The organism is Cupriavidus sp. GW823-FHT07B10 (genome assembly GCF_058794355.1).
Window position 1 is genome coordinate 363,907 of sequence record NZ_JBXAGS010000002.1, and the last position, 25,216, is coordinate 389,122.

25 protein-coding genes and 1 other RNA gene are annotated in these 25,216 nt (G+C 69.2%); 13 read left to right on the top strand and 13 right to left on the bottom strand.

The features are described from left to right. Positions 1–25: 25 nt before the first annotated feature. Positions 26–1,828: an autotransporter assembly complex protein TamA gene (locus AC1Q6V_RS06480; protein ID WP_010814903.1), complete on the bottom strand. Its 1,803-nt coding sequence runs from the start codon at positions 1,826–1,828 to the stop codon at positions 26–28. A gap of 167 nt (positions 1,829–1,995) precedes the next feature. Here AC1Q6V_RS06480 and AC1Q6V_RS06485 point away from each other — a divergent pair, with 167 nt between their 5' ends. The 3 genes from AC1Q6V_RS06485 to panC all read left to right on the top strand — a co-directional run bounded on the left by AC1Q6V_RS06485 (position 1,996) and on the right by panC (position 4,166). Continuing rightward, the gene (locus AC1Q6V_RS06485; RefSeq protein ID WP_010814904.1) at positions 1,996–2,187 is read left to right on the top strand and encodes a DUF3460 family protein; all 192 of its coding nucleotides are present in this window, start codon (positions 1,996–1,998) and stop codon (positions 2,185–2,187) included. Positions 2,188–2,219: 32 nt separating this feature from the next. After that, positions 2,220–3,113, top strand: coding sequence for a segregation and condensation protein A (locus tag AC1Q6V_RS06490; RefSeq protein ID WP_010814905.1), 894 nt, complete (start codon positions 2,220–2,222; stop codon positions 3,111–3,113). 204 nt (positions 3,114–3,317) lie between these two features. Further along, positions 3,318–4,166 (top strand): pantoate--beta-alanine ligase, encoded by an 849-nt coding sequence (gene panC, locus AC1Q6V_RS06495; RefSeq protein ID WP_010814906.1) that lies wholly within the window; start codon positions 3,318–3,320, stop codon positions 4,164–4,166. Between the two features lie 50 nt (positions 4,167–4,216). On the opposite strand, the gene AC1Q6V_RS06500 is transcribed toward panC, so the two are convergent. Then, positions 4,217–5,410 (bottom strand): PepSY-associated TM helix domain-containing protein, encoded by a 1,194-nt coding sequence (locus AC1Q6V_RS06500; RefSeq protein ID WP_454749632.1) that lies wholly within the window; start codon positions 5,408–5,410, stop codon positions 4,217–4,219. 132 nt (positions 5,411–5,542) lie between these two features. Next, complete coding sequence (locus AC1Q6V_RS06505; RefSeq protein WP_454749633.1) at positions 5,543–7,063, bottom strand: cobyric acid synthase; 1,521 nt, start codon at positions 7,061–7,063, stop codon at positions 5,543–5,545. A 41-nt stretch (positions 7,064–7,104) separates the two neighbouring features. Here AC1Q6V_RS06505 and cobU point away from each other — a divergent pair, with 41 nt between their 5' ends. From cobU to AC1Q6V_RS06525, 4 genes are read left to right on the top strand one after another with little or no spacing between them, the layout of a single operon-like run. Then, positions 7,105–7,800, top strand: coding sequence for a bifunctional adenosylcobinamide kinase/adenosylcobinamide-phosphate guanylyltransferase (gene cobU, locus AC1Q6V_RS06510; RefSeq protein WP_439669049.1), 696 nt, complete (start codon positions 7,105–7,107; stop codon positions 7,798–7,800). Continuing rightward, the gene (locus tag AC1Q6V_RS06515; protein WP_010814910.1) at positions 7,794–8,768 is read left to right on the top strand and encodes a CobD/CbiB family cobalamin biosynthesis protein; all 975 of its coding nucleotides are present in this window, start codon (positions 7,794–7,796) and stop codon (positions 8,766–8,768) included. Before cobU ends, AC1Q6V_RS06515 begins: the two co-directional genes overlap by 7 nt. Then, entirely contained in the window at positions 8,765–9,784 is a 1,020-nt protein-coding gene (gene cobD / locus AC1Q6V_RS06520) for a threonine-phosphate decarboxylase CobD (RefSeq protein WP_439668195.1), read from the top strand. Before AC1Q6V_RS06515 ends, cobD begins: the two co-directional genes overlap by 4 nt. A gap of 18 nt (positions 9,785–9,802) precedes the next feature. Then, a complete protein-coding gene (locus tag AC1Q6V_RS06525; RefSeq protein WP_454749634.1) occupies positions 9,803–10,708 on the top strand; it encodes a cobalamin-binding protein in 906 nt (301 codons plus the stop codon). Here AC1Q6V_RS06525 and AC1Q6V_RS06530 read toward each other — a convergent pair whose 3' ends face one another. Genes AC1Q6V_RS06530 through AC1Q6V_RS06560 form a run of 7 tightly spaced genes read right to left on the bottom strand, consistent with a single transcriptional unit; the run spans position 10,709 to position 17,561 of the window. Beyond that, positions 10,709–11,290 (bottom strand): histidine phosphatase family protein, encoded by a 582-nt coding sequence (locus AC1Q6V_RS06530; RefSeq protein ID WP_454749635.1) that lies wholly within the window; start codon positions 11,288–11,290, stop codon positions 10,709–10,711. After that, complete coding sequence (locus AC1Q6V_RS06535; RefSeq protein ID WP_058697777.1) at positions 11,275–12,099, bottom strand: adenosylcobinamide-GDP ribazoletransferase; 825 nt, start codon at positions 12,097–12,099, stop codon at positions 11,275–11,277. The genes AC1Q6V_RS06530 and AC1Q6V_RS06535 overlap by 16 nt, the downstream gene beginning before the upstream one ends. Beyond that, positions 12,096–13,136 (bottom strand): nicotinate-nucleotide--dimethylbenzimidazole phosphoribosyltransferase, encoded by a 1,041-nt coding sequence (cobT, locus tag AC1Q6V_RS06540; protein WP_010814915.1) that lies wholly within the window; start codon positions 13,134–13,136, stop codon positions 12,096–12,098. The genes AC1Q6V_RS06535 and cobT overlap by 4 nt, the downstream gene beginning before the upstream one ends. Positions 13,137–13,169: 33 nt before the next feature. Beyond that, positions 13,170–13,802, bottom strand: a complete 633-nt coding sequence (cobO, locus tag AC1Q6V_RS06545) for a cob(I)yrinic acid a,c-diamide adenosyltransferase (protein ID WP_011615935.1) — start codon at positions 13,800–13,802, stop codon at positions 13,170–13,172. Continuing rightward, positions 13,795–14,637 carry an ABC transporter ATP-binding protein gene (locus tag AC1Q6V_RS06550; protein WP_454749636.1) on the bottom strand — a complete coding sequence of 281 codons (843 nt, stop codon included), beginning with the start codon at positions 14,635–14,637 and terminating at the stop codon, positions 13,795–13,797. The genes cobO and AC1Q6V_RS06550 overlap by 8 nt, the downstream gene beginning before the upstream one ends. Beyond that, positions 14,634–15,641, bottom strand: coding sequence for a FecCD family ABC transporter permease (locus AC1Q6V_RS06555; RefSeq protein WP_010814918.1), 1,008 nt, complete (start codon positions 15,639–15,641; stop codon positions 14,634–14,636). Before AC1Q6V_RS06555 ends, AC1Q6V_RS06550 begins: the two co-directional genes overlap by 4 nt. A gap of 15 nt (positions 15,642–15,656) precedes the next feature. After that, positions 15,657–17,561 carry a TonB-dependent receptor domain-containing protein gene (locus AC1Q6V_RS06560; protein ID WP_454749637.1) on the bottom strand — a complete coding sequence of 635 codons (1,905 nt, stop codon included), beginning with the start codon at positions 17,559–17,561 and terminating at the stop codon, positions 15,657–15,659. Positions 17,562–18,143: 582 nt separating this feature from the next. Between AC1Q6V_RS06560 and AC1Q6V_RS06565 the strand changes: the two genes are divergently transcribed. The 6 genes from AC1Q6V_RS06565 (at position 18,144) to AC1Q6V_RS06590 (ending at position 21,560) form a co-directional block, all read left to right on the top strand. After that, entirely contained in the window at positions 18,144–18,464 is a 321-nt protein-coding gene (locus AC1Q6V_RS06565) for a hypothetical protein (RefSeq protein WP_010814920.1), read from the top strand. Continuing rightward, entirely contained in the window at positions 18,461–18,793 is a 333-nt protein-coding gene (locus tag AC1Q6V_RS06570; RefSeq protein WP_010814921.1) for a cell division protein ZapA, read from the top strand. The genes AC1Q6V_RS06565 and AC1Q6V_RS06570 overlap by 4 nt, the downstream gene beginning before the upstream one ends. Before the next feature lie 266 nt (positions 18,794–19,059). Further along, positions 19,060–19,277: non-coding RNA, 6S RNA (gene ssrS, locus AC1Q6V_RS06575), on the top strand. Positions 19,278–19,386: 109 nt separating this feature from the next. Continuing rightward, positions 19,387–19,869, top strand: a complete 483-nt coding sequence (locus AC1Q6V_RS06580; RefSeq protein ID WP_010814922.1) for an EVE domain-containing protein — start codon at positions 19,387–19,389, stop codon at positions 19,867–19,869. A 53-nt stretch (positions 19,870–19,922) separates the two neighbouring features. Continuing rightward, on the top strand, positions 19,923–20,747 hold the full coding sequence (locus AC1Q6V_RS06585; RefSeq protein ID WP_010814923.1) for a sulfite exporter TauE/SafE family protein: 825 nt from the start codon (positions 19,923–19,925) through the stop codon (positions 20,745–20,747). 114 nt (positions 20,748–20,861) lie between these two features. Continuing rightward, complete coding sequence (locus tag AC1Q6V_RS06590; protein ID WP_011615939.1) at positions 20,862–21,560, top strand: SIMPL domain-containing protein; 699 nt, start codon at positions 20,862–20,864, stop codon at positions 21,558–21,560. A gap of 101 nt (positions 21,561–21,661) precedes the next feature. Here AC1Q6V_RS06590 and AC1Q6V_RS06595 read toward each other — a convergent pair whose 3' ends face one another. The 3 genes from AC1Q6V_RS06595 to AC1Q6V_RS06605 all read right to left on the bottom strand — a co-directional run bounded on the left by AC1Q6V_RS06595 (position 21,662) and on the right by AC1Q6V_RS06605 (position 25,129). Beyond that, positions 21,662–23,215: a malonate--CoA ligase gene (locus AC1Q6V_RS06595; RefSeq protein ID WP_454749638.1), complete on the bottom strand. Its 1,554-nt coding sequence runs from the start codon at positions 23,213–23,215 to the stop codon at positions 21,662–21,664. Between the two features lie 73 nt (positions 23,216–23,288). After that, complete coding sequence (locus AC1Q6V_RS06600) at positions 23,289–24,071, bottom strand: enoyl-CoA hydratase/isomerase family protein (RefSeq protein WP_010814926.1); 783 nt, start codon at positions 24,069–24,071, stop codon at positions 23,289–23,291. A gap of 44 nt (positions 24,072–24,115) precedes the next feature. Then, positions 24,116–25,129, bottom strand: coding sequence for a Bug family tripartite tricarboxylate transporter substrate binding protein (locus tag AC1Q6V_RS06605; RefSeq protein WP_010814927.1), 1,014 nt, complete (start codon positions 25,127–25,129; stop codon positions 24,116–24,118). Between the last annotated feature and the right edge of the window lie 87 nt (positions 25,130–25,216).

Sequence of the window (25,216 nt, forward strand, 5' to 3'; positions counted from 1 at the left end):
AGGCGTGAAATACAAGGGTGCCGCATCAGAACGCCACCCCCAGCGAGATATGCGGGCGGAACTGCTGCTCCTGGATGCCGTAGCCCACGTCCAGCTGCAGCGGGCCCACCGGCGTGCGCCAGCGCACGCCGACGCCCACGCCGTTGTAGATGGTCACGCCGCGCAGGTTGTCGGCGGCGGTGCCGAGATCCCAGAACACCGCCACGCCCCAGTCCGGCTTGAACCAGTACTGGTACTCCAGGCTGCCGGTGCCCAGGTACTTGGCCGGCAAGATGCTGGAGCCGCTGGGCGTGCCGATCGACTGGTAGGTGTAGCCCCGAATCGAATCGGTGCCACCGGCGCGGAAGCGCAGCGTGGCCGGGATCTGGCTGGAGCTGTCGCCGGTCAGGTCGGCACCGAGTTCCAGCCGTGCCACCACCAGGTCGCGCTTGCCCACCGGTATGTACTGGCGGATACGGCCGTACAGCCGCAGGAATGTGGCATCGCTGAGGAATCCCCTGGCGGCCACCCCGATCTGGGTGCTGATCACGTTGCCGCGGCGCGGGAACACGGGATTGTCGACGTCGCGCCGCGTCCAGGCAAAGGCCGGCACCAGCGCCTTGCTGATCTGGGCGGCCTGGCCCTCCGGCAGCAGCTTGTCGTAGTAGAAATCCAGCGACGTCGTCACGTCGTACTTCTCGCGCGAGCGCGAGCGCTTCAGGCCCGCGCGCAGGCTGGTGGTGTCGGTGTTCTCGATGTCGATGGTGCGCTCGTAGCTGCTGTACACGCTGTTGCGGTAGTTGCCCCTGTCCGGCGGCATCGCGGCCTCGGCGAACAGATAGGAGCGCTTCTGCTCCAGCCGCGCCTGCGAGTCGAAGGTCCAGGCGCGGTTGAACAGGTTATAGTACGAATAGCGGCCTTCGATCTGCGCGCCGGTGTCGGTGGTAAAGCCCACGCCGCTGTTGAGCCGGTGCGCCGGATATTCGCGCACGCGCACCGAGACCGGCGCGGTCACCACGCCGTCTGCCGCCTTGTCGGCGTCCGGGGGCGGTTCCAGGTCGACCTGCACGTTGGAGAAGTACGGCTGGTTCTGGATCGCGCGCTGCAACTCGAGCAGCCGCTCCACGCGGTACGGCTCGCCCTCGTTCAGCGGGTTGACGTTGTAGATGATCTGTTGCGGATAGCGGCGCGTGCCGGTCACCTTCAGCGGCCCCAGCAGGTAGGCCGGGCCGCTGGCGTAATGCGCGGACAGGTCCGCGCGCTGGTCGTCCGGCTCCACGCGCGCCTGCGACGCGGCCAGGCGCGCGCCGTAGTAATTGTGGCTCTGCAGCGTGACCAGCGCATCCTCCTTGGCCTTGTCCCAGTCGCCCTGCCGGAACGGCTCGCCCACCGGCAGTCCCCACTTGGCCTGCAGCTCGGCCACCTGTTCGGGCGAACGCGTGGCCGCCGGGCCCGTCACCTGGACGTCGACATTGCGGATCAGCGTGCGCGCGCCGGGGTCGACCATCACGTGGACCACGCGCTTGTCGCCCTCGCCTTCCACGCGGGTGGTGGTGGTCGGGTCGAAGTAGCCCTCGGTTGAGGTGAACGCCCGCACCTGCTCGCCGACGGTCTCGATCATATAGTCGAGCTGGTCCGGCGAAAGGTCGGCGCGGTCCTGGTAGCGTGCCAGGTCCAGATGCTCTTCCAGCATCTCGCGGATCGGCTTGGGCGCCTCGACTTCGACCTTGTAGGCGGCGCGCGCCGGGGCGGCCGCCAGCGCCAGCACCGCGCCCAGCGCGGCCAGTACGCGAACGGCCACGCGCGCGCGGCCAGCGGAGTCAGCGGTAATAGCGGTGTCTTGCGGCATCGCCGATTGTCCACACATACAAAGTCGGTATTTGACCACACCCGGCCTTATGCCCGGAACTTTCCGGCGCCTTGCACCCGGCCTGGATGCATTCCGGGGGGCCGATACTGTAAAATCGTGGCCCACTGTACCTATCTGGCGCCCGCGCGGGCGCATCACGGTTGAACATGGCCATCTACGAATCCGATATCACCCAGTTCCTGAAGCAGCTCAAGCAAGAGCGCCCGACGCTGGAGGCCGAACAGCGCGACGGCCGTGCCCTGCTGTGGGACAAGTCGCCGATCGACCTGGAAGAGCGCGCCCGCGCCGAAGCGTCGCGCGTGGCGCAGAAGCCATACGTCTACGCGCAGGACAACTGATTTCCCGCCGCCCCCGCGAGCGCACGCCGCCCATGAGCGCAGGCGACCAGGACAAGCTGCCGCTGCCCGTCGAGCTGCCTGCCGTGGCCCCGGCCGTTGCAGCCGGCCCTGCCGGCCCCGCCGACATGGTCGACGGGATGGCCTTCGCGCGCCTGTACGGCGAGCCGCTGTTCAAGCTGCCGCAGGACCTGTACATCCCGCCGGACGCGCTCGAGATCTTCCTGGAAGCCTTCGAGGGCCCGCTGGACCTGCTGCTGTACCTGATCCGCAAGCAGAACTTCAATGTCCTCGACATCCCGATGTCGCAGGTCACGCGGCAGTACCTGTCCTACATCGAGCAGATCCGCAAGACCAACCTCGAGCTGGCCGCCGAATACCTGCTGATGGCGGCCATGCTGATCGAGATCAAGTCGCGCATGCTGCTGCCGGTCAAGAAGGCCGACAGCGACGATGAGGCCGAGGACCCGCGCGCCGAGCTGGTGCGCCGCCTGCTGGAGTACGAGCAGATGAAGCTGGCCGCGCAGCGCCTGGACACGGTGCCGCAGCTGGGCCGCGACTTCCTGCGCTCGCAGGTCTATATCGAGCAGAGCCTGGCGCCGCGCTTCCCGGAAGTGGAGACGATCGACCTGCAGGCCGCCTGGGCCGATGTGCTCAAGCGCGCCAAGCTCAACCAGCACCACAAGATCTCGCGCGAGGAACTGTCGGTGCGCGAGCACATGAGCCAGATCCTGCGCCGCTTGCAACACGCGCGCTTCATGGAATTCTCCGAGCTGTTCGAGGACGCGGTGCGCTCCGGCAAGGGCGTGCCGGTGGTGGTGGTGAACTTTATCGCCATGCTGGAGCTGTCGCGCGAAGCGCTGGTGGAGATCACCCAGGCCGAACCGTTCGCCCCAATTTATGTGCGATTGGCGTACAGCCCGACCTGACCCACCCGCGCTGCGGGGTCCGGCCCCGTCCCAACATGTTCTACAATCCGCCGACAGCCGGCCCAATGGCCCACGGTGCAGGTCCCGAAGGCAAGTGCCCGAAGGCCCCGCGCCCGACAGAAGGCCGAGACCGGTAGTCCATGTGCCGCCCCTCGACGGACCGGCGCCCGGGTCACACCTACCACGACCAGCACACCAAGGCAGATGAAAGTCATTTCCTCCATCCAAGAGCTGCGCGACCAACTGCGCGGCCAGAACCGCGCTGCCTTCGTGCCCACCATGGGCAACCTGCACGAAGGCCACCTGTCGCTGATGCGCCTGGCGCGCCAGCACGGCGACCCGGTGGTGGCATCGATCTTCGTGAACCGCCTGCAGTTCGGCCCGAACGAGGATTTCGACAAGTACCCGCGCACGCTGCAGGACGATATCGAGAAACTGCAGAAGGAAGGCGTCTACGTGCTGTTCGCGCCGTCCGAGCGCGATATGTACCCCGAACCGCAGGAATACCGCGTCGAGCCGCCGCATGACCTGGGCGACATCCTGGAAGGCGAGTTCCGCCCCGGCTTCTTCAAGGGCGTGTGCACGGTGGTGATGAAGCTGTTCTCGTGCGCGCAGCCGCGCGTGGCGGTGTTCGGCAAGAAGGACTACCAGCAGCTGATGATCGTGCGCCGCATGGTGCAGCAGTTTGCCCTGCCGATCGACATCATCCCCGCCGAGACCATCCGTGCCGAAGACGGCCTGGCGCTGTCGTCGCGCAACCGCTACCTGAGCCCCGACGAGCGCGCCGAGGCGCCGGTGCTGTACCGCACGCTGCATGACGTGCGCGACACCGTGCTGGGCAGCGACCGCGCTTCGGCCGACCTGCTTGCGGTCGAGGCGAATGCGAAGGAATCGCTGGCCAGGCGCGGCTGGAAGCCGGACTACGTGTCGATCCGCAAGCGCGTCGACCTGCAGGCGCCGACGCGCGAGGAATTCCTCGCCGGCGAGCCGCTGGTAATCCTGACTGCCGCCAAGCTGGGCGCGACCCGGCTGATCGATAACCTGGAAATCTGAGCGGCAGCGCCGCACCAGGCAAAAAAAGCAGGCCGGCGGCCTGCTTTTTTTCATGCCCGGCGCATGCCGGATCGCTGTGCGGCCTTCACCACATGCCGCTGATGACCCCGCCGCCGCTTCCACCAGATCAGCACGCCGGTCACGGCAAACGCCAGCGGCGCCAGCCCGAACAGCGTGATAAACACCCGCCCCGGCAGCCCGAAGGCCTCGCCGGTATGGAGCGGAAACAGCCAGTTCAGCAGCGTGTCGCCCGCCGGCGCCTGCCGCGGATCACGCATGCCCAGCGGCTTGCCGCTCCAGGCATCGAGCCACAGCCGCGTGGCACCGGTATCCTTGCGCACCTCGCCGGGCTGGCGCAGCCGAATCTCGAACGCGTCGCCCGGCTTGCGCGGGAAGCTGATGCGGGTCACCTGCGCTTGCGGGTACTGGGCCTGCGCCGCCGCCATGATCTCGCCCGCGCCCAGCGGCCGGGCCCCGGCCGGCGCCGGTGCCGAGACGTGCTTCACCGGCGGCGTCACGGTCATCACGCCCGCCACCATCGGTGTCACCCACTTCGGCAGGTTCAGGTACCAGCCCGAAAAGGCGATGATGGCCAGCACCGGCGCGGCCAGGATGCCGCCCGCGCGATGCAGCGAATAGTTGAAGCGCGACCATGAGCCGCCGTGCGTGATGCGGAACGCCTGCACCACCGAGCGCAGCTTCATCCTGGGCCACCACACCGCCACGCCCACCAGCGTGGTCAGCAACAGCAGCATGCCGGCCACGCCGGTGATGGTCTTGCCGGTGTCGCCTGACAGCAGGTAGCGATGCAGGTGAAACAGCGTGGGCAGCAACAGGCGGCGCGACAGGCCCGCCTCGCCCCAGACCCGCTCGCCCTTCACCGCAAGCGTGACCGGATCGACCATCACCTGGCGCGAGCGGCCCGGCACCACGCCGTCGGGCCCCTTGACCGGGTACCAGGCGATAAAGACGCCGTCGGCATGGACGGGCAGCATCAGCAGGTTGGGCTTGCCATAGGGGGGCGCAGCCAGCCGCTCGGTCACTGCCTGGACCGTGGCCGGCGACACCGGCTCCGTCATCGGCGCGGACGCCACCAGCAGGTCAGGGTTGAGCCAGGCATCCAGTTCCTCCCGCCAGGCAATGGTCATGCCGGTCAGCCCGAACAGGACGAACAGCAGGCCAAGGCTCAGGCCGATATACAGGTGCAGTTTGACGAGGGCGACGCGCAGGCGGCCGATGACCATGTGGGGGCTGAAGTACGTTGAGCGGACGCTGCCATGCGTGGAATATGGCGCACAGGCCACCTCCACGCAGAATGCAAATGCGAAAGATTCGCGATTCTAGCAGGGCCCCGCCAGGCGGCCGTGCCGCATGCGTCAGCGCCGCAGCGGCGCCAGCATCGCATCGAGGTCCAGGTGCGCGGTCATGGTGTCGGCAAGCCGCTCGATCGATGCTTCGCGCAATGCGTCGAGGTCCACCTCCTGGGCGCCGTCCAGCCCCGCCCAGCGCAGCAGCGCCTGGCAGCCGGCGGGCTCGTCGAACAGGCCGTGGACATAGGTGGCCAGCACCTGGCCGTCGGCCGAGCGCGCGCCGTCGGGCCGCACCGTGCCGTCGCCGCGCTCGAGCCACAGGGCCGGCTGCTCCAGCCCCGCGCCCGTGGTGACGCCAAGGTGGATCTCGTAGCCGCGCACCGGCGCATCGGCCTGATCCAGCGCCAGCCGGCCGCCGACCTGGCGCAGCTGCTTCTCTGCCGCCAGCGTGGTCTCGAAATCCAGCCAGCCCAGCCCCGCGCTGCTGCCGGCCGGGCCTTCGCGGCCATCGGGATCGTGCACCTGCCGCCCCAGCATCTGCATGCCGCCGCAGATCCCGATCAGCTTGCCGCCGTAGCGCAGGTGCCGGGCCAGCGCCGCGTCCCAGCCATTGGCCCGGATGAAGTCCAGGTCGCCGCGCACGTTCTTGCTGCCGGGCAGCACCACCAGGTCCGCGGGCGGGATCGGCATGCCGGGCCCGACAAACTGCAGGTCCACCTGCGGGTGCGCGCGGAGCGCGTCGAAGTCGGTATGGTTGGCGATGCGCGGCAGCACCGGCACGATCACGCGCAGGCGCTGCGCCGGCGTGCCGGCCTTGTCCGCTTGCGCGCCGATGATGGCGTCCTCGGCATCGAGATGCAGGCCGTGCAGGAAGGGCAGCACGCCGAATACCGGTTTGCCGGTGCGCGCCACCAGCCAGTCCAGTCCCGGCTCCAGCAGGCCGACATCGCCGCGGAAGCGGTTGATGATGAAGCCGGTCACGCGCGCGCGTTCGCTCTCGGACAGGCAGTCGAGCGTGCCGACCAGGTGCGCAAACACGCCACCGCGGTCGATGTCCGCCACCAGCACCACCGGGCAGTCGACGCGCTCGGCAAAGCCCATGTTGGCGATGTCGCGCTCGCGCAGGTTGACCTCGGCCGGGCTGCCGGCGCCCTCCACCAGCACCACCTCATAGGCCTGCGCCAGGCGCGTGTGCGAAGCCAGCACGGCCTTCATCGCCTCGGGCTTGTAGGCATGGTAGGCGCGCGCATCCAGGTCCAGCCGTGCGCGGCCGTGGATGATCACCTGCGCGCCGGTGTCGCTGCTGGGCTTGAGCAGCACCGGGTTCATGTCGGTATGCGGTGCCAGCCGCGCGGCCTGTGCCTGCAGCGCCTGCGCGCGGCCGATCTCGCCGCCGTCGGCGGTGACCGCGCTGTTCAGCGCCATGTTTTGCGGCTTGAATGGCACCACGTGCGTGCCGGCACGCGCCAGCACCCGGCACAGGCCGGCCACGATGGTGCTCTTGCCGGCATCGGAAGTCGTGCCCTGGACCATCAGCGTGCCGCGCAGGGCACCCGGCGGCAGGGATTGCGAGGAGTCGGTCTGCATTGGCGGATTATCGCACCGGTGCCTGCAACACCCCCCGTGCGATGCCCGGATGCGGCGGCTACAATACGCGGATGGAAACCCCGGCCATCGCACCCGCCTCCGCCCCCGACACCGCCACCCGGCCGCGTGCCACCGGCGGACACGGTAACCGCCAGCTCACCCTGGTGCTGGGCGGCGCGCGTTCCGGCAAGAGCCATTACGCCGAACAGCTCGCCACCGACCATGCCACCATCACCGGCGGCCCGGTCACCTACATCGCCACCGCGCACCAGGACCTGGCGCACGCCGACCAGGAGCTCGAGGTCCGCATCGCCCTGCACCGCGCCCGCCGCCCGGCCGACTGGCGCCTGGTGGAAGAGCCGGTGCACCTGGCCGATGCGCTCTACGCCAACGCGCGCCACGACGGCTGCATCCTGGTGGATTGCATGACGCTGTGGATGAACAACCTGATCTTCCCCGACGGCCGCGCGTATCCCGAGCATGGCGTGATCACGCCGCCGGATGCCTTCACCGAGGAAATCGAAGCGCTGCTCACCGCGCTGCCGACGCTGCCGGGCCATGTGATCCTGGTCTCGAACGAGATCGGCTTCGGCGTGATCCCGATGGGCGCCATCACCCGCTTCTATGTCGATGAACTGGGCCGCCTGAACCAGAAGCTGGCCGCCGCCGCCGACTGCGTGCGGCTGATGGTGGCAGGCATTCCGGTTGCGGTGAAGGGCGCCGATCCCACATGCTGATGCTGGCCTGGCCGGCATGCGTGGCAGCGGCACTGACGGGCGTTCTGCTGGACCTCTGGCTGGGCGAGCCGCGCCGCTGGCATCCGCTGGTGGGCTTCGGCCGCATCGCTGCCGCGTTTGAGCGGCGGCTCAACCCTGCGCCGCACCGCGGTGCGCCCTGGCGCCAGCGCCTTGCCGGTCTCGCCGGCTGGTGTGTGCTGGTGCTGGTGCCGGCAACGCTCGCATGGTGGCTGGTCGACGCTGCGGCCGGCCTGCATCCTGTTGCCGCCCTGGCGCTGCATGCGGTGGCACTGTACGCCGCACTCGGCGCGCGCAGCCTGCACCAGCATATCGCCCCGATCGCCGCCGCCCTTGCCGCGGCAGACCTGCCCGCCGCGCGCACGCTGACCGCGCGCATCGTCTCGCGCGACACCACCGATGCCGATGCTGAAGCACTGGCCCGTGCCGCCTGCGAGTCGGCGCTGGAAAACGGCAACGACGCGGTCTTCGGCGCGCTGTTCTGGTTCCTGGTCGGCGGCGCGCCCGCCGTGATCGTGTTCCGGCTGGCCAATACGCTCGATGCGATGTGGGGCTACCGTACGCCGCGGCTGCTGTATTTCGGCTGGGCCGCGGCGCGCATCGACGACGGGCTCAACCTCGTGCCCGCGCGCCTGACCGCGCTGTCCTATGCGCTGCTCGGCGCCACCGCGCAGGCGTTGCATTGCTGGCGCACGCAGGCGCCTGCATGGTCAAGTCCCAATGCCGGCCCCGTGATGGCCGCGGGCGCCGGTGCGGTGGGCGTGCGACTCGGCGGCCCGGCGCGCTATCACGGCGAGATCGAGCAACGCCCGCCGCTGGGCGCCGGCCCCGCGCCACAAGCCGCGCACGTGACGGCCTGCCTGCGGCTGGTCGAGCGCACCTTGTGGCTGTGGCTGGCGCTGGCAGGCGCCAGCGCGCTGGCCGTCCTTGCGCTTGCCACGCCGGCATGAGCAGCGCCCTGCCCCCGATCCGCCACGGCGGCGACCTGCTTGCCGCGGTGCGCCGCTACGGCCGCCCCGCCGGCGACTGGCTCGACCTGTCCACCGGCATCAATCCCGACGGCTATCCGGTGCCGGCGCTGCCTGCGCAAGCGTGGCAACGGCTGCCGCAGGATGACGACGGACTGGCCGAGCTGGCCGCACAGGCCTGCGGCGCGCCGCGGGCCTTGCCCGTCGCCGGCTCGCAGGCCGCCATCCGCACGCTGCCGGGTCTGCTGCGCCCGGGCCGCGTGGGCATCGCCGCGCTCGGCTACAGCGAATACGCGCCGGCCTTCGCTGCCGCGGGCCATGCGGTGGCGCCGCTGGATGAAGCGGCTTTCGCGCAGGCGGCGCTGGCCGACGAGCTCGACCATCTCGTCGTCGTCAACCCGAACAACCCGACCGGCCGCATGCTGCCCGCCGCAACGCTGCTGCGCTGGCACGCGAAGCTGGCGGCGCGCGGCGGCACGCTGCTGGTCGATGAAGCCTTTATCGACTGCCTGCCCGATGGCTCGGTGGCCGCGCACAGCGGCAAGGCCGGCCTGGTGGTGCTGCGCTCGATCGGCAAGTTCTATGGCCTGGCCGGCATCCGCTGCGGCTTCGTGCTGGCGCAGCCGGCACTGCTGGACGCGCTGCGCGAGCGCCTGGGCCACTGGACCGTATCGGGCCCGGCACGCGAGGTCGCGCGGCATGCGCTGGCCGACCACGGCTGGCAGGATGCCACCCGCGCGCGGCTGCAAGCATGCGGGGCGAAGCTGGCCGCGCTGCTGGACCGCCATGGCCTGGCGCCGGTGATGCATCCGCTGTTCTGCTGGGTGCCGCATGGCGACGCCGCACGGCTGCAGCACGGGCTCGCGCAACATGGCGTCTGGACCCGCTGCTTCGACGCCGCCGGCGGCTGCCCGCCGAGCCTGCGCCTGGGCCTGCCGCCGGACCAGCCGCACGCCTGGCAGCGGCTGGACGCGGCACTGGCCGCGGTCACTGCCTGAACCACTTTCCCCGATTCCATGCTGAACCGCCTGACGCCCGTTATCGCTTCCACGCTGCTGCTGGCAGCCCTGCCTGCCGCCGCCACGGTGTCTGCCGTCGACGACGCTGGCCAGACGGTGACACTGCCGCAGCCCGCGCGCCGCGTGATCTCGCTGGCGCCGCACGTCACCGAGATGATCTTCGCGGCCGGCGGCGGCGACCGCATCGTCGGCACGGTCAGCTACAGCGACTACCCGCCGCAGGCGCGCGAGATCGCGCGCGTGGGCGACAACAAGGCGCTGGACCTGGAGCGCATCGCCGCGCTCAAGCCGGACCTGATCGTGGTCTGGCGCCACGGCAATGCGCAGAAGCAGACCGACCGTCTGCGCGCGCTCGGCATCCCGTTGTTCTACAGCGAGCCGCGCAGGCTGGCCGCGATCCCGGAGAACATGGAGAAGCTCGGCACGCTGCTGGGCACCGAAGCCACCGCGCGGCGCGCTGCCGACGGCTTCCGCCAGCAGGTGGAGGCGCTACGCAAGACTTACGCGGCCCGCCCGCCGGTGACGGTGTTCTACCAGGTCTGGCAGCAGCCGCTGATGACGCTCAACGGCCAGCACCTGGTCAGCGACATGCTGGCGCTGTGCGGCGGGCGCAACCTGTTCGCGGCCGAGACGCCGCTGGTGCCGACGGTGTCGGTCGAAGCGGTGATCGCGGGCAACCCGGAGGCGATGCTGACGGCGGGCATGGGCGCCACGCGCTCGGATCAGCCGCTGCCGGATTTCGAGATGTGGCGGCGCTGGAAGCAGGTCACGGCGGTGGCGCGCAACAACCTGTTCGTGATCGACGGCGACCTGGTCAACCGCGCCGGTCCGCGCGTGGCGCAAGGCGCCGAGCTGATCTGCAAGGACCTCGAAACGGCGCGCAAGCGCCGGCCCGCACGCTGATCAGGCGGCGCGGTTCCACCAGCCGAGCCGGACCTCTCCCGGCCCCAGCGTGAAGCCACAACTGGCCCCGAAGCCCAACGCCCAGTTGACCGTCGTCGCCAGCGGCACGCCCAGCCAGTGCGCGGCCAGCATGCGCATCGGGCCGGCATGGCCGACCACCCAGAGACATTCAGCGCGATCCGTGGCAAGCGTTCCCGCCCAGCCGGCAACCCGCGCCATCGCCTGCGCCGGCGCTTCGCCGCCATGCGGGCGCGCGTGCAGCAGGTCGGCCGCCCACTGGTCGAGCGCGGCGCGGTCGATCGCATCCCAGGCCACGCCCTCCCAGCTGCCGAAATCGATCTCGCGCAGCCGGGGTTCGGTATCGATGGCCGGCGCGCCGCCCGGCAGCGCCTGCACCAGCGCCTGCGCGGTGCCAAGCGCGCGCGCCAGCGGGCTGGCGACAATGCGATAAGGCGTGGGCAGGCCCGCGGCGATCCGCGCCGCTGCGGGCGCCAGCGGCGCCACCAGCGGCAGGTCGAGGCAGCCATAGCAGGTGCCCGCCGGCACCTGCGGCTGCGCATGGCGGATCAGGACCACATCCATGCCGCGGCCACCAGGTAGAGCAGGATCTCGGCGCACTGCTGGGCCATGCCCAGGCAGTCGCCGGTATAGCCGCCGATGCGGCGCACGAAGTAGCGGCCGAGCAGCAGGCGCAGCCCCAGCAGCGCGACCACTGCCGCCGCGCAGAACCACGGCGACACCAGCCACAGCGGCACCAGCCCGCACAGCAGCGCGAACGCCAGCCCCGCGCCGGCCAGCTTCTGCGCCACCGGCTTGGCCTTGCCTTGCGCGCGCACGTAGGTCAGCGTGGCCAGATAGCTGACCGCCATCGCGCGGCTGGCGGCATGCGCGGCGACGATCACCGCCAGCAGCACCATCAACCCGCCGCGCCCGGCAATCGCCACCAGCAACTGCCACTTGAGCAGCAACGCCACCACCAGCGCGATCGCACCGAACGCGCCGATGCGCGAGTCATGCATGATGCGCAGCACGTCCTCGCGCTGCCACGCGCCGCCGAAGGCATCGACGCAATCGGCCAGGCCGTCTTCATGGAAGGCGCCGGTCAGCAGCAGCGTGGCGGCCATGCCCAGCAGCACGGCCACGCCGGGCGGCCACCACAGCATCGCGCCCCAGGTGACCAGCGCGCCCACGCCGCCCACCAGCAGCCCGACCAGCGGGAAGTAGCGCGCGGCGGCGTGCAGGTAATGCGGTTCGAATCCGGCCCAGCGCGCCAGCCAGCCCGGCAGCGGCACGCGCGTGAAGTAGCCCAGCGCCGTCAGGAAATAGCGCAGCTCGCCGGCCACGCCGGCGGGGCCAGCTTGTGCAGGCACCGGGTCGGACGGCACGCTCATGGCGAGGCGGTGCTGACGCCGGCGCCGCTGAAGGTCGCCATTTCGTTCAGGAATGCCGCCGCCGAGGCCAGCAACGGCCACGCCAGCGCGGCGCCCGTGCCCTCGCCCAGGCGCAGGTCCAGCGCCAGCAGGGGCGCGGCGCCGAACTGGTCCAGCAGCGCACGGTGGCCGCGCTCATGCGAGCAGTGCGTGAACACGCAGTACTGCAGCACATTGGGGTCCAGGCGCTGCGCCACCAGCAGCGCAGCCGTGGCGATAAAGCCATCGACCAGGATCACCATGCGGCTCGCGGCGGCGGCCAGGAAGGCGCCTGCCATCATCGCGATCTCGAAGCCGCCGAAGGTGGCCAGCACGTCCAGCGGCGCCTGCGCATCGGCATGCAGCGCCAGCGCGCGCTCCAGCACCTCGCGCTTGCGCGCGAGGCCGGCATCGTCCAGCCCGGTGCCGCGCCCGATGCAGTCTGCCAGCGGCAGGCCGGTCAGCCGCTGCATCAGGCACGCGGCCGCTGAAGTGTTGGCAATGCCCATCTCGCCGAAGCCGATCACGTTGCAGCCCTGCTGCGCATGGCGCAGCACGCGCGCCATGCCCGCGGTCATCGCCGCGGCGGCCTGCTCCGGCGTCATCGCGGGTTCGACGGCGAAGTTGCGGGTGCCGTCGGCAATGCGGCAGTTGACCAGGCCCGGTGCCGCCGGCAGCGGCGCGCGCACGCCCGCGTCGACGATCTCCAGCGCAATGCCGTGCTGGCGCGAGAACACATTGATCGCCGCGCCGCCGGCCAGGAAGTTCTGCACCATCTGCGCGGTGACCTCGGCCGGATAGGCGCTGACACCGGCGTCGGCCACGCCGTGGTCGGCAGCAAACACGATCACCGTCGGGCGCTGCAACACCGGCCGCGCCGTGCCGAGGATCAGGCCCAGCTGCAAGGCCAGCGATTCCAGCCGGCCCAGTGCGCCGAGCGGCTTGGTCTTGTCGTCAATGGCGGCCTGCAGCTCGGGGCGCAGGGCATCGTCGAGGGGAGTGATTTCCGGAAACTGCATGATGCGTTGACCTTGTATTCAAAAACGATGCGGCTACATCTCGACGCCGCGCTGCGCCTTGATGCCCTGCTGGAAGGCATGCTTGACCGGCGTCATGTCGGTGACGGTGTCGGCCGTCTCCACCAGCGCCGGCGGCGCGCCACGGCCGGTGATGACCACGTGCTGCATCGGCGGGCGCGCGCGCAGGTCGGCAATGACCTGCTCCACATCAAGATAGTGCAGCTTGAGCGCGATGTTCAGCTCATCGAACAGCACCAGGCCGATGCCGGGGTCGCGCAGCATGCCGCGCGCCACTTCCCAGGCAGCCTCGGCCTTGGCCACGTCGCGGGCGCGGTCCTGCGTTTCCCAGGTATAGCCCTCGCCCATCACGTGGAAGGCGCACTCGTCCGGGAAGCGGCGCAGGAACATCTCTTCGCCGGTGGGCTGCGCGCCCTTGATGAACTGGACCACGCCGGTGCGCATGCCGTGGCCAAGCGCGCGCACCACCATGCCAAAGCCCGAGCTGGACTTGCCTTTGCCGTTGCCGGTGGTGATGACAATCACGCCGCGCTCATCCTGCGCGGCGGCAATCCTGGCGTCGACGATTTCTTTCTTGCGCTCCATGCGCGCCTTGTGGCGGGCATCGCGGTCCGGGTCTTCTGCAGGCGGGTTCTGGGTATCAGTCATGACGTGTGTGGGGTATGGGTGGGGCGGCGCCGTCGGGAATCAGCGCAGTATGCGCGCCGTCGGTGACGCTGACGATGGCGGTGCGCAGCGCGCGCGAGCAGTGTTCAGGGGTCAGCACCCGGGCGGCAGTGCCATGCAGCGTAGTGCCGTCTTCGGCCATCAGCAGGGCGTGGGTGGCGTAGCGCAGCGCCAGCGTCAGGTCGTGCAGGATCACCACGATGGCATGGCGCCCGGCCCGGGCCAGCGCGGCCAGCTGTTCCAGAACCAGGATCTGGTGGCGCAGGTCCAGGTGCGAGACCGGTTCGTCCAGCAGCAGCAGCGGCGCCTGCTGCGCCAGCGCCGCGGCCAGCGAGGCGCGCTGGCGCTCGCCGCCGGACAGGGTCAGCACATCGCGCACGGCCAGCGCTTCAATATCCATCGCTCGGATCACTTCCTGCACGATGCGGTCATCCTCGCGCCCGGTCCAGCCCCAGCCGGACAGGTGCGGATGCCGCCCCACGCGCACGGCATCCTGCACCGACATCGAGAAGGTGTCATGCACGGCCTGCGGCAGGTAGGCGCGCTGGCGCGCCAGCACCGCCGGCGCGATCTGCGCCGCCGCGGCGCCGTCGATCTCCGCGCTGCCGCCGTCGGCGTGGCGCAGCCCGGCCAGCACCGTCATCAGCGTGGACTTGCCAGCACCGTTGGGCCCGGCAATGCACCATAGCTGCCCCGCGCCGATGGTCATCGTCAGGCGCTCCACCAGCACGCGCTGGCCGGTGCGCAGCTTCACATCGCGCAGCACGAGCTGCGGACAGGCAGTGAGCGGATGGGACCAGTGCGGGGCCTGGCTCATCGCGGCCTCCGCAGCAGCAGGTAGAGGAAGGTCGGCACGCCCAGCAGCCCGGTGATCACGCCCACCGGCAGCTGCGCGGGCGCGACCACGGTGCGTGCGATCAGGTCGGCGGCCATCAGCAGCGCGCCGCCCAGCAGCGTGGCGGCCGGCAGCAGCAGGCGCTGGTCGTTGCCCCAGGCGAGGCGCACCAGATGCGGCACCACCAGCCCGACAAAGCCGATCGAGCCGGCCGTGGTAATGGCAGCGGCAATGCACAGCGACGCCAGCAGGAAGGTGGCCAGCCGCACGCGGCCCACGCGCACGCCCAGCGACTGCGCCACGGTCTCGCCCAGCAGCATCACGTTGAGCGCGCGCGCCATCGGCATGGCCAGCAGCAGCGCCACCACCAGCATGGCCAGCGCGCCGCCGTAGGCGGCGGTGCCGCCCAGGTCGCCGGTCAGCCAGAACAGCATGCCGCGCAGGCGCGACTCCGGCGCAATGGAGAGGATCAGGGTAATGAGCGCGCCCCAGCCCGCGGCCAGGATCACGCCGGTCAGCAACAGCCGGGCGCCCGCCTCGCGGTGGCCGCCCTGCACCTGCGGATGCAGCAGGTCCCGCCGCGCCAGCGACGCCACCAGCACCATCGCCGCCAGTGCACCGGCGGCGGCGGCGGCCTGAACGCCCCACCACGGGGCCAGCAGCAGCATGGCCAGCAGCGCGGCAGTGGAGGCGCCGCCCGACACGCCCAGCACATAGGGCTCGGCCAGCGGGTTACGCAGCAGCACCTGCATCAGCGCGCCGGACAGGGCCAGCAGCCCGCCGCAGGCAAACGCCGCTGCCGCGCGCGGCAGCCGCAGTTCGCGCACGATCGCTGCGGGGGTGCCGGTGTCGGCACTGCTGAGCGCAAGCCAGAGCTCGCGCGCATCGAGCGGCACGCTGCCCAGCGCCAGCGACAACGCGAACGCCAGCAGCGCCGCGAGCGCCAGCACCAGCCAGATCGCCAGGGCGCGCCGGAACTCAGACATGGCGCGCCCGTGCGCTCATCGCTGGCGCCAGCCCAGCGTGATGAAGCCCGCGCGCCCCTGCGTGTTGTAGGGGTAGGCGAGCTGGTAATCCTTGTCGAACAGGTTTTCGACGCGGGCGGCGATGAACCATTGCTTGTCGATGTTGTAGCGGGCGTTCAGGTTGACGATACCGTATCCGCCCAGCCGGCGCGAGCCGGAATCCATGCGCGACGACGACACCAGCCATTCGCCGCCGAAGCGCCAGTTGCCGAAGTCGCGGCCCACGTCGAGCGCGGCATGGCGGCGCGCTCGGCGCAGCAGCTGGGTGTTGGTCTGCTCGTCGACCGGGTTCTGGAAGGTCACGCTGGCGCCGAAGTCGGTGCCATACACGGTGGCGCGCCACGAAGCCTCGATGCCCTGCACCTTGGCCTTGTTGACGTTCTGCGCCAGGAGCATGCCGCTGGGCTGCTGCGCCGACACGATCAGGTCGTCGTAGCGCGTCTCGAAGGCGGTCACGCGCAGCAGGCCGGCGCTGGCGGTGGCGTACTGCACGCCGGCCTCGACCGACTTGGCACGTTCGGGCTGCAGGTTCGGCTGGCCGAAGTTGGGGAAGTACAGCTCGTTGAAGGTTGGCGCGCGGAAGGCATTGCTGACGCTGGCGATCAGCTTGAGCGCATCGGTCACGTAGTAGCCGTAGCCGGCGCGGAAGCTGCCCTGATTGCCGAAGTCGGAATAATGGTCGTTGCGCGCGTTGAGCTGCAGCTGGTGCTTGCCGATGCGCCCGTCATAGCCGCCGAACACCGAGAACACATTGCGTGTGGGCGCGCCGTAGGCGCTGGAGTCGAGCTCCTGCTGCAGGTAGTCGGTGCCGAACAGCAGCGTGTGGTTGGCGGCCAGCGCATACTCGTTCTGCCAGTTGAACTGGCGGTTGCGGGTATTGAAGGTGCCGTTGGGCCTGCCGTTGAGGAAGGTGTCGCTGCGGTCCTCGCTCTGTGACAGCTTGAAATGGGTGGACCAGTCCGCCCCCACCTTGCCGTTGACGAAGGCCGACAGCGTGTACAGCTCGCTGTTGGTGCGGTTGTCGTCGGTCGGGCGGCCGAAGGCGCTGTCGAACGACAGCTTGCTCTTCGAGTAATAGCCGGTGAAGCCCGCGTCCCAGTTCGGCGCGAAGCGGTGCTTGACCTGGCCCGACACGCTCTGGTTCTCGTACGGGTTGTCGTTGGGATTGGCGCGCGGCGCCTGCTTCGTGTTGATCGACGAGAAGCCGTCGGTCTTGAACGCCGAGCCGGTCAGGTTGAACGAGGTATCGCCGATCTGGCCGCCATAGCCGACCGTGCCCTGGCGCGTGTTGTTGCTGCCGTATTCCACCTGCGCATTGGCCGCCGGCGCCTGGCCCGCGCCGCTCTTGGTGAATATCTGCACCACGCCGCCGATGGCGTCCGAGCCGTACAGCGCCGACACATTGCCGCGCACCACCTCGATGCGCTCGATCTGGTCGGGCAGGATATTGGCCAATTGCGCGGTGCCGCTGCTCGCGGACGATACCCGCACGCCGTCGATCAGGATCAGCGTCTGGTTGGAGTTGGCGCCGCGCATGAACAGCGTGGTGTTGGTGCCCATGCCGCCGTTGGCCGAGAACTCCACGCCGGCCTGGTTGCGCAGCAGCGTGCGCAGGTCGGGCGCCTGCGAATTGACGATGTCCTGCTGCGTCACCACCGTGGTGTGAGGCAGCGCCTCGGTAATGGCTTGCGCGGTACGGGTGGAGGTGACCACCACCGGCGCGAGCTGCGTGGTGCGGCTGTCGGTGCCGCTGTCGGCCGCCTGCGCGAACGAAGTGGCCGGAACCAGGGTGAACGAGGCAATGGCCGCCAGGATGGCGGGCACGGACGGACGCACCGCCGGGGTTGCCGGGCGGGTCGACCTGTGGAGCGATGAACGCATGATGCAGGACTGGATAGGAACGGCCGGGCCCGTTCCCCCGCGGACCATATGGCGATGAGGCGTGCCGCGCACGGGCGGCAGCCCGCGTTCAGGCCGGTATCCGGGCTGGCGACACTGGGCCGGCGCCTTCCCGAACCTGCGGTTCAGTGGCGTGTGGCCGGTCCTGCGGTGCGTGTGGCCGGGAATGGGATCCGGCCTTGCCAGCGGCGTTGCCGGCAGGCTGGCTGTCGGCTATGTCGGAGTCTGGCAGATGCGCACCGCGGTCGCTTACCGTTGCGGGGGCAGCACAGGTTGGCCTGTCCGGCGCGCAGCCGGCCTGGCTCCCTGTTTCCCGTTGAACTGCCCTTTCGCCAGGGACGAAAAGGGCGAGCACCTGGAACGTGCGCGAGTCTAGGGCGTTTCGCCCCCCGCGTCAACGCGGCTGCCAGTAGTGTTTTGTCACAACTCTGGTGGCGTTTTAGGTGCAGAAGCCTGCAACTTCCACGCGGGTCGCCAGTCACAAACCCTTTCCTCCGCATTGTGCAAGCCGGCGCATCGGCTAGAATCGCGATACCTGACACTTCTCCCATCATGACAGGCCCTATGCTCACCGAACTCGAACAACTGGCCGCCAAGATCGGGCGCGTGCTGCACCATGCGGACACCCTGGCGGCGGAGAACCAGCGGCTGCGCGACGAGATCGCCCGGCTGGAGGGCGAAGCCGCGCAGTTGCGCGGCGAGCGCGAGGCCATGGCAGCCGACCGCGAACTGCTCAATATCAAGATCGAGGAAGCGCAGCTGCGCATCCAGTCCATCCTTGACAAGCTGCCGACTGCCAGCGACACGCGCCAGCTCGACCTGCTCGGCGAAGAGGCTGCGGCGCAGGACGCCGAGCCGCACAAGGCCCCCGGAGAACACGCATGAGCAACAAGCAAGTCGAAGTCAATATCGCCGGCCAGCCCTACCGCTTCGCCATCGCGCCCGAGAACGAGGCCGCGCTGCTCGAAGCCGTGGCCCTGGTCGACACGCAAATGAACAAGCTGCGCAACGGCATCGCGGCCAAGGGCGTGGAGCGCGTGGCGGTCATGGCCGCCATCAGCATCGCCTCGGACCTGCTGTCGATGCAGCGCAAGCAGCAGGCCGAGGGCGCGATCCCGGTCGATGCCATCCGCGCGCGCATCCGCGAACTCAACGACCGCGCCGACGAGGCCCTGCGCCAATACGCGCACGTGGGCACCGGTACGCGCGGCTGAGCAATGAAAGGGGGATGTGCTGCGGATGCCGCGCTGCCGCGCAAAATGTAACGATACGCGCGAGTGGACTTGGTATGCCCTGCAACGCGGTGTATAGTGTAGCCAGACTGCACGAGGCACCATAGATGTGCAGCTACAGGCTAGGTTATCGCGCCCGGCCGCCGTTCTCATCCCATCCTAGTCAGAAACGGCAAACGTCTGACATCCCGCACGCGGATCCGGTTTTCCGGGCACGATGATGCGCCTGGAAAGTCAGACGTTTGACAGTTTCCCTGCCTGGTTCGTGAGGGTCATAAACTCCTTGAACCGATATGCATTGCATGGTGCGGGATCATGTCGCGTGGGCGAGCGCGTCGTCGCATTCATAGTCTGGGCCTGGCCTGGACTCCCTGAGTGGATGATGTACCCGAAATGCGACTTCCGCAGCCACTCTGAACCTCACTTGGGTTCAGGATGCCGACCCAGCGGCCAAGGCGGGGACCCCTTAAAAAGGCGGTGGTTTTCTGAACCATCGCCTTTTTTCTTGCCTGCGCGTCCGCGTGTACACCCTGTGCACGCGGCGCCCTGATCTGCTTCGATTCCTGAGCTGCGCCGTGAGCCCGAACCAGAACCAACGCGCCCGCCAGTACTGGCTGATGAAATCAGAACCGGATGAAGCCAGCATCGACGACCTGGCCCGGGAAGGCACGCTGCCCTGGACCGGCGTGCGCAACTACCAGGCGCGCAACTTCATGCGCGACACCATGCGGATCGGCGACGGCGTGCTGTTCTACCACTCGTCGTGCCCGGAGCCCGGCATTGCCGGCCTGGCCGAGGTCTGCTCAGTACCCTACCCCGACCCCACCCAGTTCGACCGCAAGAGCCCGTACTATGACGCCGCCTCCAAGGCTGACGCGCCGCGCTGGCTGCTGGTCGACGTGCGCTTCGAGCGCAAGAGCGCGCTGATCCCGCTGGCCGCCTTGCGCGAGCATGAGGAACTGGCCGACATGGTGGTGCTACGTCGCGGCAACCGGCTGTCGATCACGCCGGTGACACCGGCCGAATGGCGCTTCATCACCGGCAAGCTGATGCGCTGAACCCTGCCCGGCCGGCCCCGGGCAAGGCTGATCACAACAACCCTGAAGATACGATGCAGTTCGACAACCTGCCGGTGCTGGTCCCTGCCCTGCTTGCCCTGGGCGCTTTCACCGGCTTCTGCGCCGGGCTGCTCGGCGTCGGCGGCGGCATGATGATGGTGCCCTTCCTGACGCTGCTGTTCACCAGCCTGGGCTTTGCCGACGAGGCCATCGTCCATATGGCGATCGCCACCTCGATGGGCACCATCCTGTTCACCTCGTTGTCGTCCGTGCGCGCGCACCACCAGCGCGGCGCGGTGCGCTGGCCGATCGTGCTGGCGCTGGCGCCGGGCATCGTGCTCGGCGGCATGATCGGCGGCGGCAAGGTGTTCGCGGCGCTCAAGACCAGCTGGCTGTCGCTGGCGTTTGCCGCCTTCGTCGGGTTTTCCGCGCTGCAGATGCTGCGCAACCGTCGTCCCAAGCCCGGCCGGCAGCTGCCCGGCTTTGCCGGCATGGCGGGCGCGGGCGGCGTGATCGGCTTCCTGTCCAGCCTGGTTGGCGCGGGCGGCGCCTTTGTCTCGGTGCCGTTCATGACGTGGTGCAACGTGCCGATCCACAACGCGGTGGCGACCTCGGCTGCGCTCGGCTTTCCGATTGCAGCGGCCAGCGTGGCCGGCTATGTCTGGAGCGGCTGGCAGACGCCGGGGCTGCCGGCGGGATCGCTCGGCTATCTCTACCTGCCGGCCCTGCTGGTGATCGCAGCGGCCAGCGTAATGACCGCGCCGCTGGGCGCGCGCACCGCGCACCGCATGGATGTGAGCCAGTTGCGCAAGGTCTTTGCCGCGTTGCTGCTGTGCCTGGCGAGCTATATGTTGTGGAAGGCCTGGCAGGCATTCTGACCCGGACGGGGGAGGCGCGCCCGCGCCGGCTTCGCAACAATCGTTTGCAATGTCGCGGAACGATCGGGCACCCGGTCACGTCTGATACCCATCACGTTTGAACGGGAGAACAACATGAAACAATGGCTTGCCGCCACCCTGCTGGGCACCACCGCCATCGTTGCCTCGGCGCACGGTGGCCCCACTGAAACGCCGTCGGGCGTGCTGTCGCTGAACGCGCAGGCCGTCACCGAAGTGCCGACCGATATCGTGCACCTGACGCTTGCCGCGGAGCAGGAAGGCGCTGAACCGGCCGCGATTTCCTCGGGCCTGTCTACCAGGACGCAGGCCGTCATCACGCAGGCGCGCCGCGTCCAGGGCGTGACCGCCGAGTCGGGCGGCTTCACCATCCACCCCAACACCGACCGCAACGGCCGCATCAGCACCTGGCGCGGGCGGTCCGAAGTCATCCTGAAGTCGCGCGATTTCTCGGCCGTGTCCAAGCTCGCTGGCGAGCTGGCCAGCCAGATGCAGGTGCAGAACATCGCCTTCTCGCTGTCGCGCGAAGCGCGCGAGGCGGCCGAAGCCAAGCTGGCCGAGCAGGCCATCGCCTCGTTCCGCAGCAAGGCGCAGTCGACCACCAAACTGTTCGGCTACAACAGCTACACCATCCGCGAAGTCAGCCTGAATGAAACCGGCGTGGTGCCGCCGATGCCGCGCATGTACGGCGCTGCCAAGGCCATGATGGCCGACGCTGCGGTGCCGGTGCCGGTTGAGGGCGGCAAGACGCAGGTGACGGTGTCGGTCAACGGGTCGGTGCAGATGCTGAAGTAAGAAGGGAGCTTGACCACCAGACGGCGCGCTCCCCTCTCCCGCAAGCGGGAGAGGGGAGCAAACCCGCAGCAGTTGAAGTCGCTCAGCCTTCCCAAAGACCCTCAGAGCACCGCGAACTGCTCGCGCAGCACGTTCTTCTGCACCTTGCCCATGGTGTTGCGCGGCAGCTCGTCCACCACGTGCACACGCTTGGGCACCTTGAAGTTGGCGATGCGGCCCTTGAGCGTGCCGATCAGCGCCGCTTCATCGATATCCGCACCCGGCTTGCGCACCACCACCGCCACCACGGCCTCGCCGAAATCCGCGTGCGGCACGCCGATCACGGCGCTCTCGGCCACGCCCGGCATCTCGTCGATAAAGCTCTCGATTTCCTTCGGGTAGACGTTGTAGCCGCCCGAGATGATCAGGTCCTTGCTGCGCCCGACGATGGTCAGGTAGTTGTCCGGCACCGCGCGCTCGCCGGCCTGGCTGGCAATGGCGCCGCCGAAGCGGCCGACGTCGCCGGTCTTGAACCAGCCGTCCTCGGTGAACTCTTCCCTGGTCTTCTCCGGCATGCGCCAGTAGCCCTTGAATACGTTCGGGCCCTTGACCTCGACATTGCCGATCTCGCCCGGCGTGCACGGCTGGCCCTCGCCATCGACCACGCGCACCGACACGCCCGGCAGCGGCATGCCGACGGTGCCGCCGATGCGCTCGCCCAGCGCGGCATCGTACGGGTTGGACACCAGCATCACGGTCTCGCTCATGCCGTAGCGTTCCAGGATGGTATGGCCGGTGCGCTCGCGGAAGGCATCGAAGGTCTCCAGCAGCAGCGGCGCCGAGCCCGACACGAACAGCCGCATGCGGCGGCAGGTGTCGTCGTCGAAGCGCGGCTCCTGCAGCATGCGCACGTAGTAGGTCGGCACGCCCATCATCACCGTGCAGCGCGGCAGGAATTTCAGCACCTGCGCCATGTCCAGCCTGGGCGCCCAGATCATCTTGGCACCGGCCAGCAGCGCGCCGTGCGAAGCCACGAACAGGCCGTGCACGTGGAAGATCGGCAGCATGTGCAGCAGCACGTCGTCGCTGCGCCAGCCCCAGAATTCATGCAGCGTCTGCGCATTGGAGGCCAGGTTGCGGTGCGTCAGCATCGCGCCCTTGCTGCGGCCGGTGGTGCCGGAGGTGTAGAGAATGGCGGCGAGGTCGTCATCCTGGCGCGCGACCGTCTCGAAGGCATCTGGCTTGCCCGCCGCGCGCGACAGCAGCGAGCCGCTGCGGTCGTCGTCCAGCGTAAAGACGTGGTTGACGCCGTGGCGGAACGCCACCTTGGACACCCAGCCGAAATTCTTGCTGCTGCACACCACCACCGACGGCTCGGCATTGCCGACGAAGTAGTCGATCTCTGCCTCCTGGTAGGCGGTGTTCAGCGGCAGGTAGACGTAGCCGGCGCGCAGCGTGGCCAGGTACAGGAACAGCGCTTCGGGGGACTTCTCCACCTGCACCGCCACGCGTGCGCCTTCGGGCAGGTGCAGCGAGGCCAGCAGGTTGGCCAGCTTGGCGGTGGCGCGGTCAAGGTCGTCCCAGCTGTAATACAGCCCGTCATGCGTCTCGATGCAGCAGGCGGTGCGGTCGGCGGGGAAGCGGGATTCGAACAGGGTGAACAGGTTGGCGTTCATGTCGGGGATCGAACGAAAGGCTAAGGAAAACGAAGAAAACAATGGCGTGTGGAAGCAGTGCTGGCAGCGTGCCCTACTCCCCACGGAACTGCGGTGGCCGGTGCGCGAGGAAGGCGGCCACCCCTTCCGCATGGTCCGCGCCTTCGGCGTAGGCAAAATGCGCGTCCAGCTCGGCGGGCGACAGCGGTGCCGGCAGCGGCGCCAGCCGGCGGATGGTGGCCTTGTTGATGCGGGCGGCCACGGGCGCGCCGGCGGCAATGCGGCGCGCCGTGGCCTCGACCTCCGCGGCCAGCGCGCCGGGCTCGACCACGCGCGTCAGCAGCCCTTTGTCGCGCGCCTCGGCGGCGTCGAAGACCCGGCCTTCCAGCAGGATCTCCAGCGCGGCGGCGCGGCCCGCCAGCGCCAGCAGGCCCTGCAGCTCGCCGGGCGCCATCGGGAAGCCCAGGCGGTTGATGGGCACGCCGAAGCGGCTGTCCGAGGCGGCGATGCGCAGGTCGCAGTGGCTGGCGATTTCCAGCCCGCCGCCCACGCATACGCCTTCAATCATCGCCACGGTGGGGTGTGTGCATTGCGCCACCGCCGCCAGTGCCGGCGCGATGGTGGCCATGTGGTAGTGGCGCACCGCGGCCTCGTCGGCGCGCTCTGCCGGGAACTCGGCGATGTCGGCGCCGGCGGCAAAGTTGCCGTCAGCCCCGCGCACCACCACGCAGCGCAGCGAGGTATCGGCGGACAGGCGTGCAAAGCCCGCGGCCAGCTCGCGCCACATCTGAGCGGAAATGGCGTTGAGCTTGCCCGCGTGCGACAGCGTCACGGTGGCGGTGGTGCCCTGCGTGGCAAACAATACGGTGCCGCTCATCGCCGCGCCCCCTTGCATCGGATCAGCGTTGACATGGCGCCCCGTCAGTCGATCTTGGCGCCGGACTGCTGCACCACCTGGGCCCAGCGGCGAATCTCGGCGTGCTGGAACTGCGCGAACTGTTCCTGCGTAAACGCCGGCGTCTCGGAACCGTTGTTAAGCCAGACCTGCTTGAGCTCCGACGTGTTCAGCGCCTTCTCGGTCTCTGCGTACAGGCGGTCGACGATCTCCTTGGGCGTACCCTTGGGCACCCACATCGCATACCAGGTCGACACGTCATAGTTGGGCACGCCCGCCTCGGCCGCGGTCGGCACGTTGGGGAACGCCGCCGAGCGTTTGCTCGAAGCCACCGCCAGCGCCTTGATGCGGCCCGCGCGGATATGCTGCGCCGACGAGCCCAGGCCGTCGAACATCAGGTCGACCTGGCCCGCGATCAGGTCGGACAGCGCCGGGCCCGCACCCTTGTAGGGGATGTGGGTGATGAAGGTCTTGGTCTGGAGCTTGAACAGCTCGCCCGCCAGGTGGTGCGACGAGCCGTTGCCGGCCGAACCGTAGTTCAGCTTGCCAGGATTGGCCTTGGCGTAGGCAATCAGCTCCTGCAGCGTGTTGGCCTTGACGCGGTTGGGATTGACCACCACCACTTGCGGCGGCTGCGCGATCACCGTGACCGGGATGAAGTCCTTCTCGATGTCGTAGTCCAGCTTCTTGTAGAACGACGGCGCAATCGCGTGGTGCGCGCCGCCGATGAACACCGTGTAGCCGTCCGGCGCGGCCTTGGCCGCAATGCTGGCGCCGACCGTGCCGCCGGCGCCGCCGCGGTTGTCGATCACGAACTGCTTGCCGAGCTGCTTGGACAACTGCGCGGTCAGCGGCCGCGCAAAGGCGTCGGTGCCGCCGCCGGCGGGAAACGGCACGATCACGGTGACGGGCTTGGACGGCCAGGTGTCGGCATGCGCGGCGGGTGCGGCGAGCATTGCGCCGGCGCCCAGGCCGGCCAGGCCCAGGGCCACGCCCGTTGCGCGCGCGCACGCGGCCAGGCTGAACTGACGACGATTCATTGGTTGTCTCCTCTCTCTTCTGCGGAAAGTCAATCTGATGGCCGCGCGACACTGCCGCGGCGCGAAGTTACTGCTCAGGTCCCGACA

Coding starts and splice junctions, on each gene's coding strand:
- AC1Q6V_RS06590 (WP_011615939.1), top strand. CDS start 20,862: ATGAAACAATGGCTTGCCGCCACCCTGCTGGGCACCACCGCCATCGTT.
- AC1Q6V_RS06480 (WP_010814903.1), bottom strand. CDS start 1,828: ATGCCGCAAGACACCGCTATTACCGCTGACTCCGCTGGCCGCGCGCGC.
- AC1Q6V_RS06605 (WP_010814927.1), bottom strand. CDS start 25,129: ATGAATCGTCGTCAGTTCAGCCTGGCCGCGTGCGCGCGCGCAACGGGC.
- AC1Q6V_RS06485 (WP_010814904.1), top strand. CDS start 1,996: ATGGCCATCTACGAATCCGATATCACCCAGTTCCTGAAGCAGCTCAAG.
- cobT (WP_010814915.1), bottom strand. CDS start 13,136: ATGCAGTTTCCGGAAATCACTCCCCTCGACGATGCCCTGCGCCCCGAG.
- AC1Q6V_RS06530 (WP_454749635.1), bottom strand. CDS start 11,290: ATGGATGTGGTCCTGATCCGCCATGCGCAGCCGCAGGTGCCGGCGGGC.
- AC1Q6V_RS06505 (WP_454749633.1), bottom strand. CDS start 7,063: ATGCAGACCGACTCCTCGCAATCCCTGCCGCCGGGTGCCCTGCGCGGC.
- AC1Q6V_RS06585 (WP_010814923.1), top strand. CDS start 19,923: ATGCAGTTCGACAACCTGCCGGTGCTGGTCCCTGCCCTGCTTGCCCTG.
- AC1Q6V_RS06560 (WP_454749637.1), bottom strand. CDS start 17,561: ATGCGTTCATCGCTCCACAGGTCGACCCGCCCGGCAACCCCGGCGGTG.
- cobD (WP_439668195.1), top strand. CDS start 8,765: ATGAGCAGCGCCCTGCCCCCGATCCGCCACGGCGGCGACCTGCTTGCC.
- AC1Q6V_RS06535 (WP_058697777.1), bottom strand. CDS start 12,099: ATGAGCGTGCCGTCCGACCCGGTGCCTGCACAAGCTGGCCCCGCCGGC.
- panC (WP_010814906.1), top strand. CDS start 3,318: ATGAAAGTCATTTCCTCCATCCAAGAGCTGCGCGACCAACTGCGCGGC.
- AC1Q6V_RS06565 (WP_010814920.1), top strand. CDS start 18,144: ATGCTCACCGAACTCGAACAACTGGCCGCCAAGATCGGGCGCGTGCTG.
- AC1Q6V_RS06595 (WP_454749638.1), bottom strand. CDS start 23,215: ATGAACGCCAACCTGTTCACCCTGTTCGAATCCCGCTTCCCCGCCGAC.
- AC1Q6V_RS06570 (WP_010814921.1), top strand. CDS start 18,461: ATGAGCAACAAGCAAGTCGAAGTCAATATCGCCGGCCAGCCCTACCGC.
- AC1Q6V_RS06525 (WP_454749634.1), top strand. CDS start 9,803: ATGCTGAACCGCCTGACGCCCGTTATCGCTTCCACGCTGCTGCTGGCA.
- AC1Q6V_RS06555 (WP_010814918.1), bottom strand. CDS start 15,641: ATGTCTGAGTTCCGGCGCGCCCTGGCGATCTGGCTGGTGCTGGCGCTC.
- AC1Q6V_RS06500 (WP_454749632.1), bottom strand. CDS start 5,410: ATGGTCATCGGCCGCCTGCGCGTCGCCCTCGTCAAACTGCACCTGTAT.
- AC1Q6V_RS06515 (WP_010814910.1), top strand. CDS start 7,794: ATGCTGATGCTGGCCTGGCCGGCATGCGTGGCAGCGGCACTGACGGGC.
- AC1Q6V_RS06490 (WP_010814905.1), top strand. CDS start 2,220: ATGAGCGCAGGCGACCAGGACAAGCTGCCGCTGCCCGTCGAGCTGCCT.
- cobO (WP_011615935.1), bottom strand. CDS start 13,802: ATGACTGATACCCAGAACCCGCCTGCAGAAGACCCGGACCGCGATGCC.
- AC1Q6V_RS06550 (WP_454749636.1), bottom strand. CDS start 14,637: ATGAGCCAGGCCCCGCACTGGTCCCATCCGCTCACTGCCTGTCCGCAG.
- AC1Q6V_RS06600 (WP_010814926.1), bottom strand. CDS start 24,071: ATGAGCGGCACCGTATTGTTTGCCACGCAGGGCACCACCGCCACCGTG.
- cobU (WP_439669049.1), top strand. CDS start 7,105: ATGCCCGGATGCGGCGGCTACAATACGCGGATGGAAACCCCGGCCATC.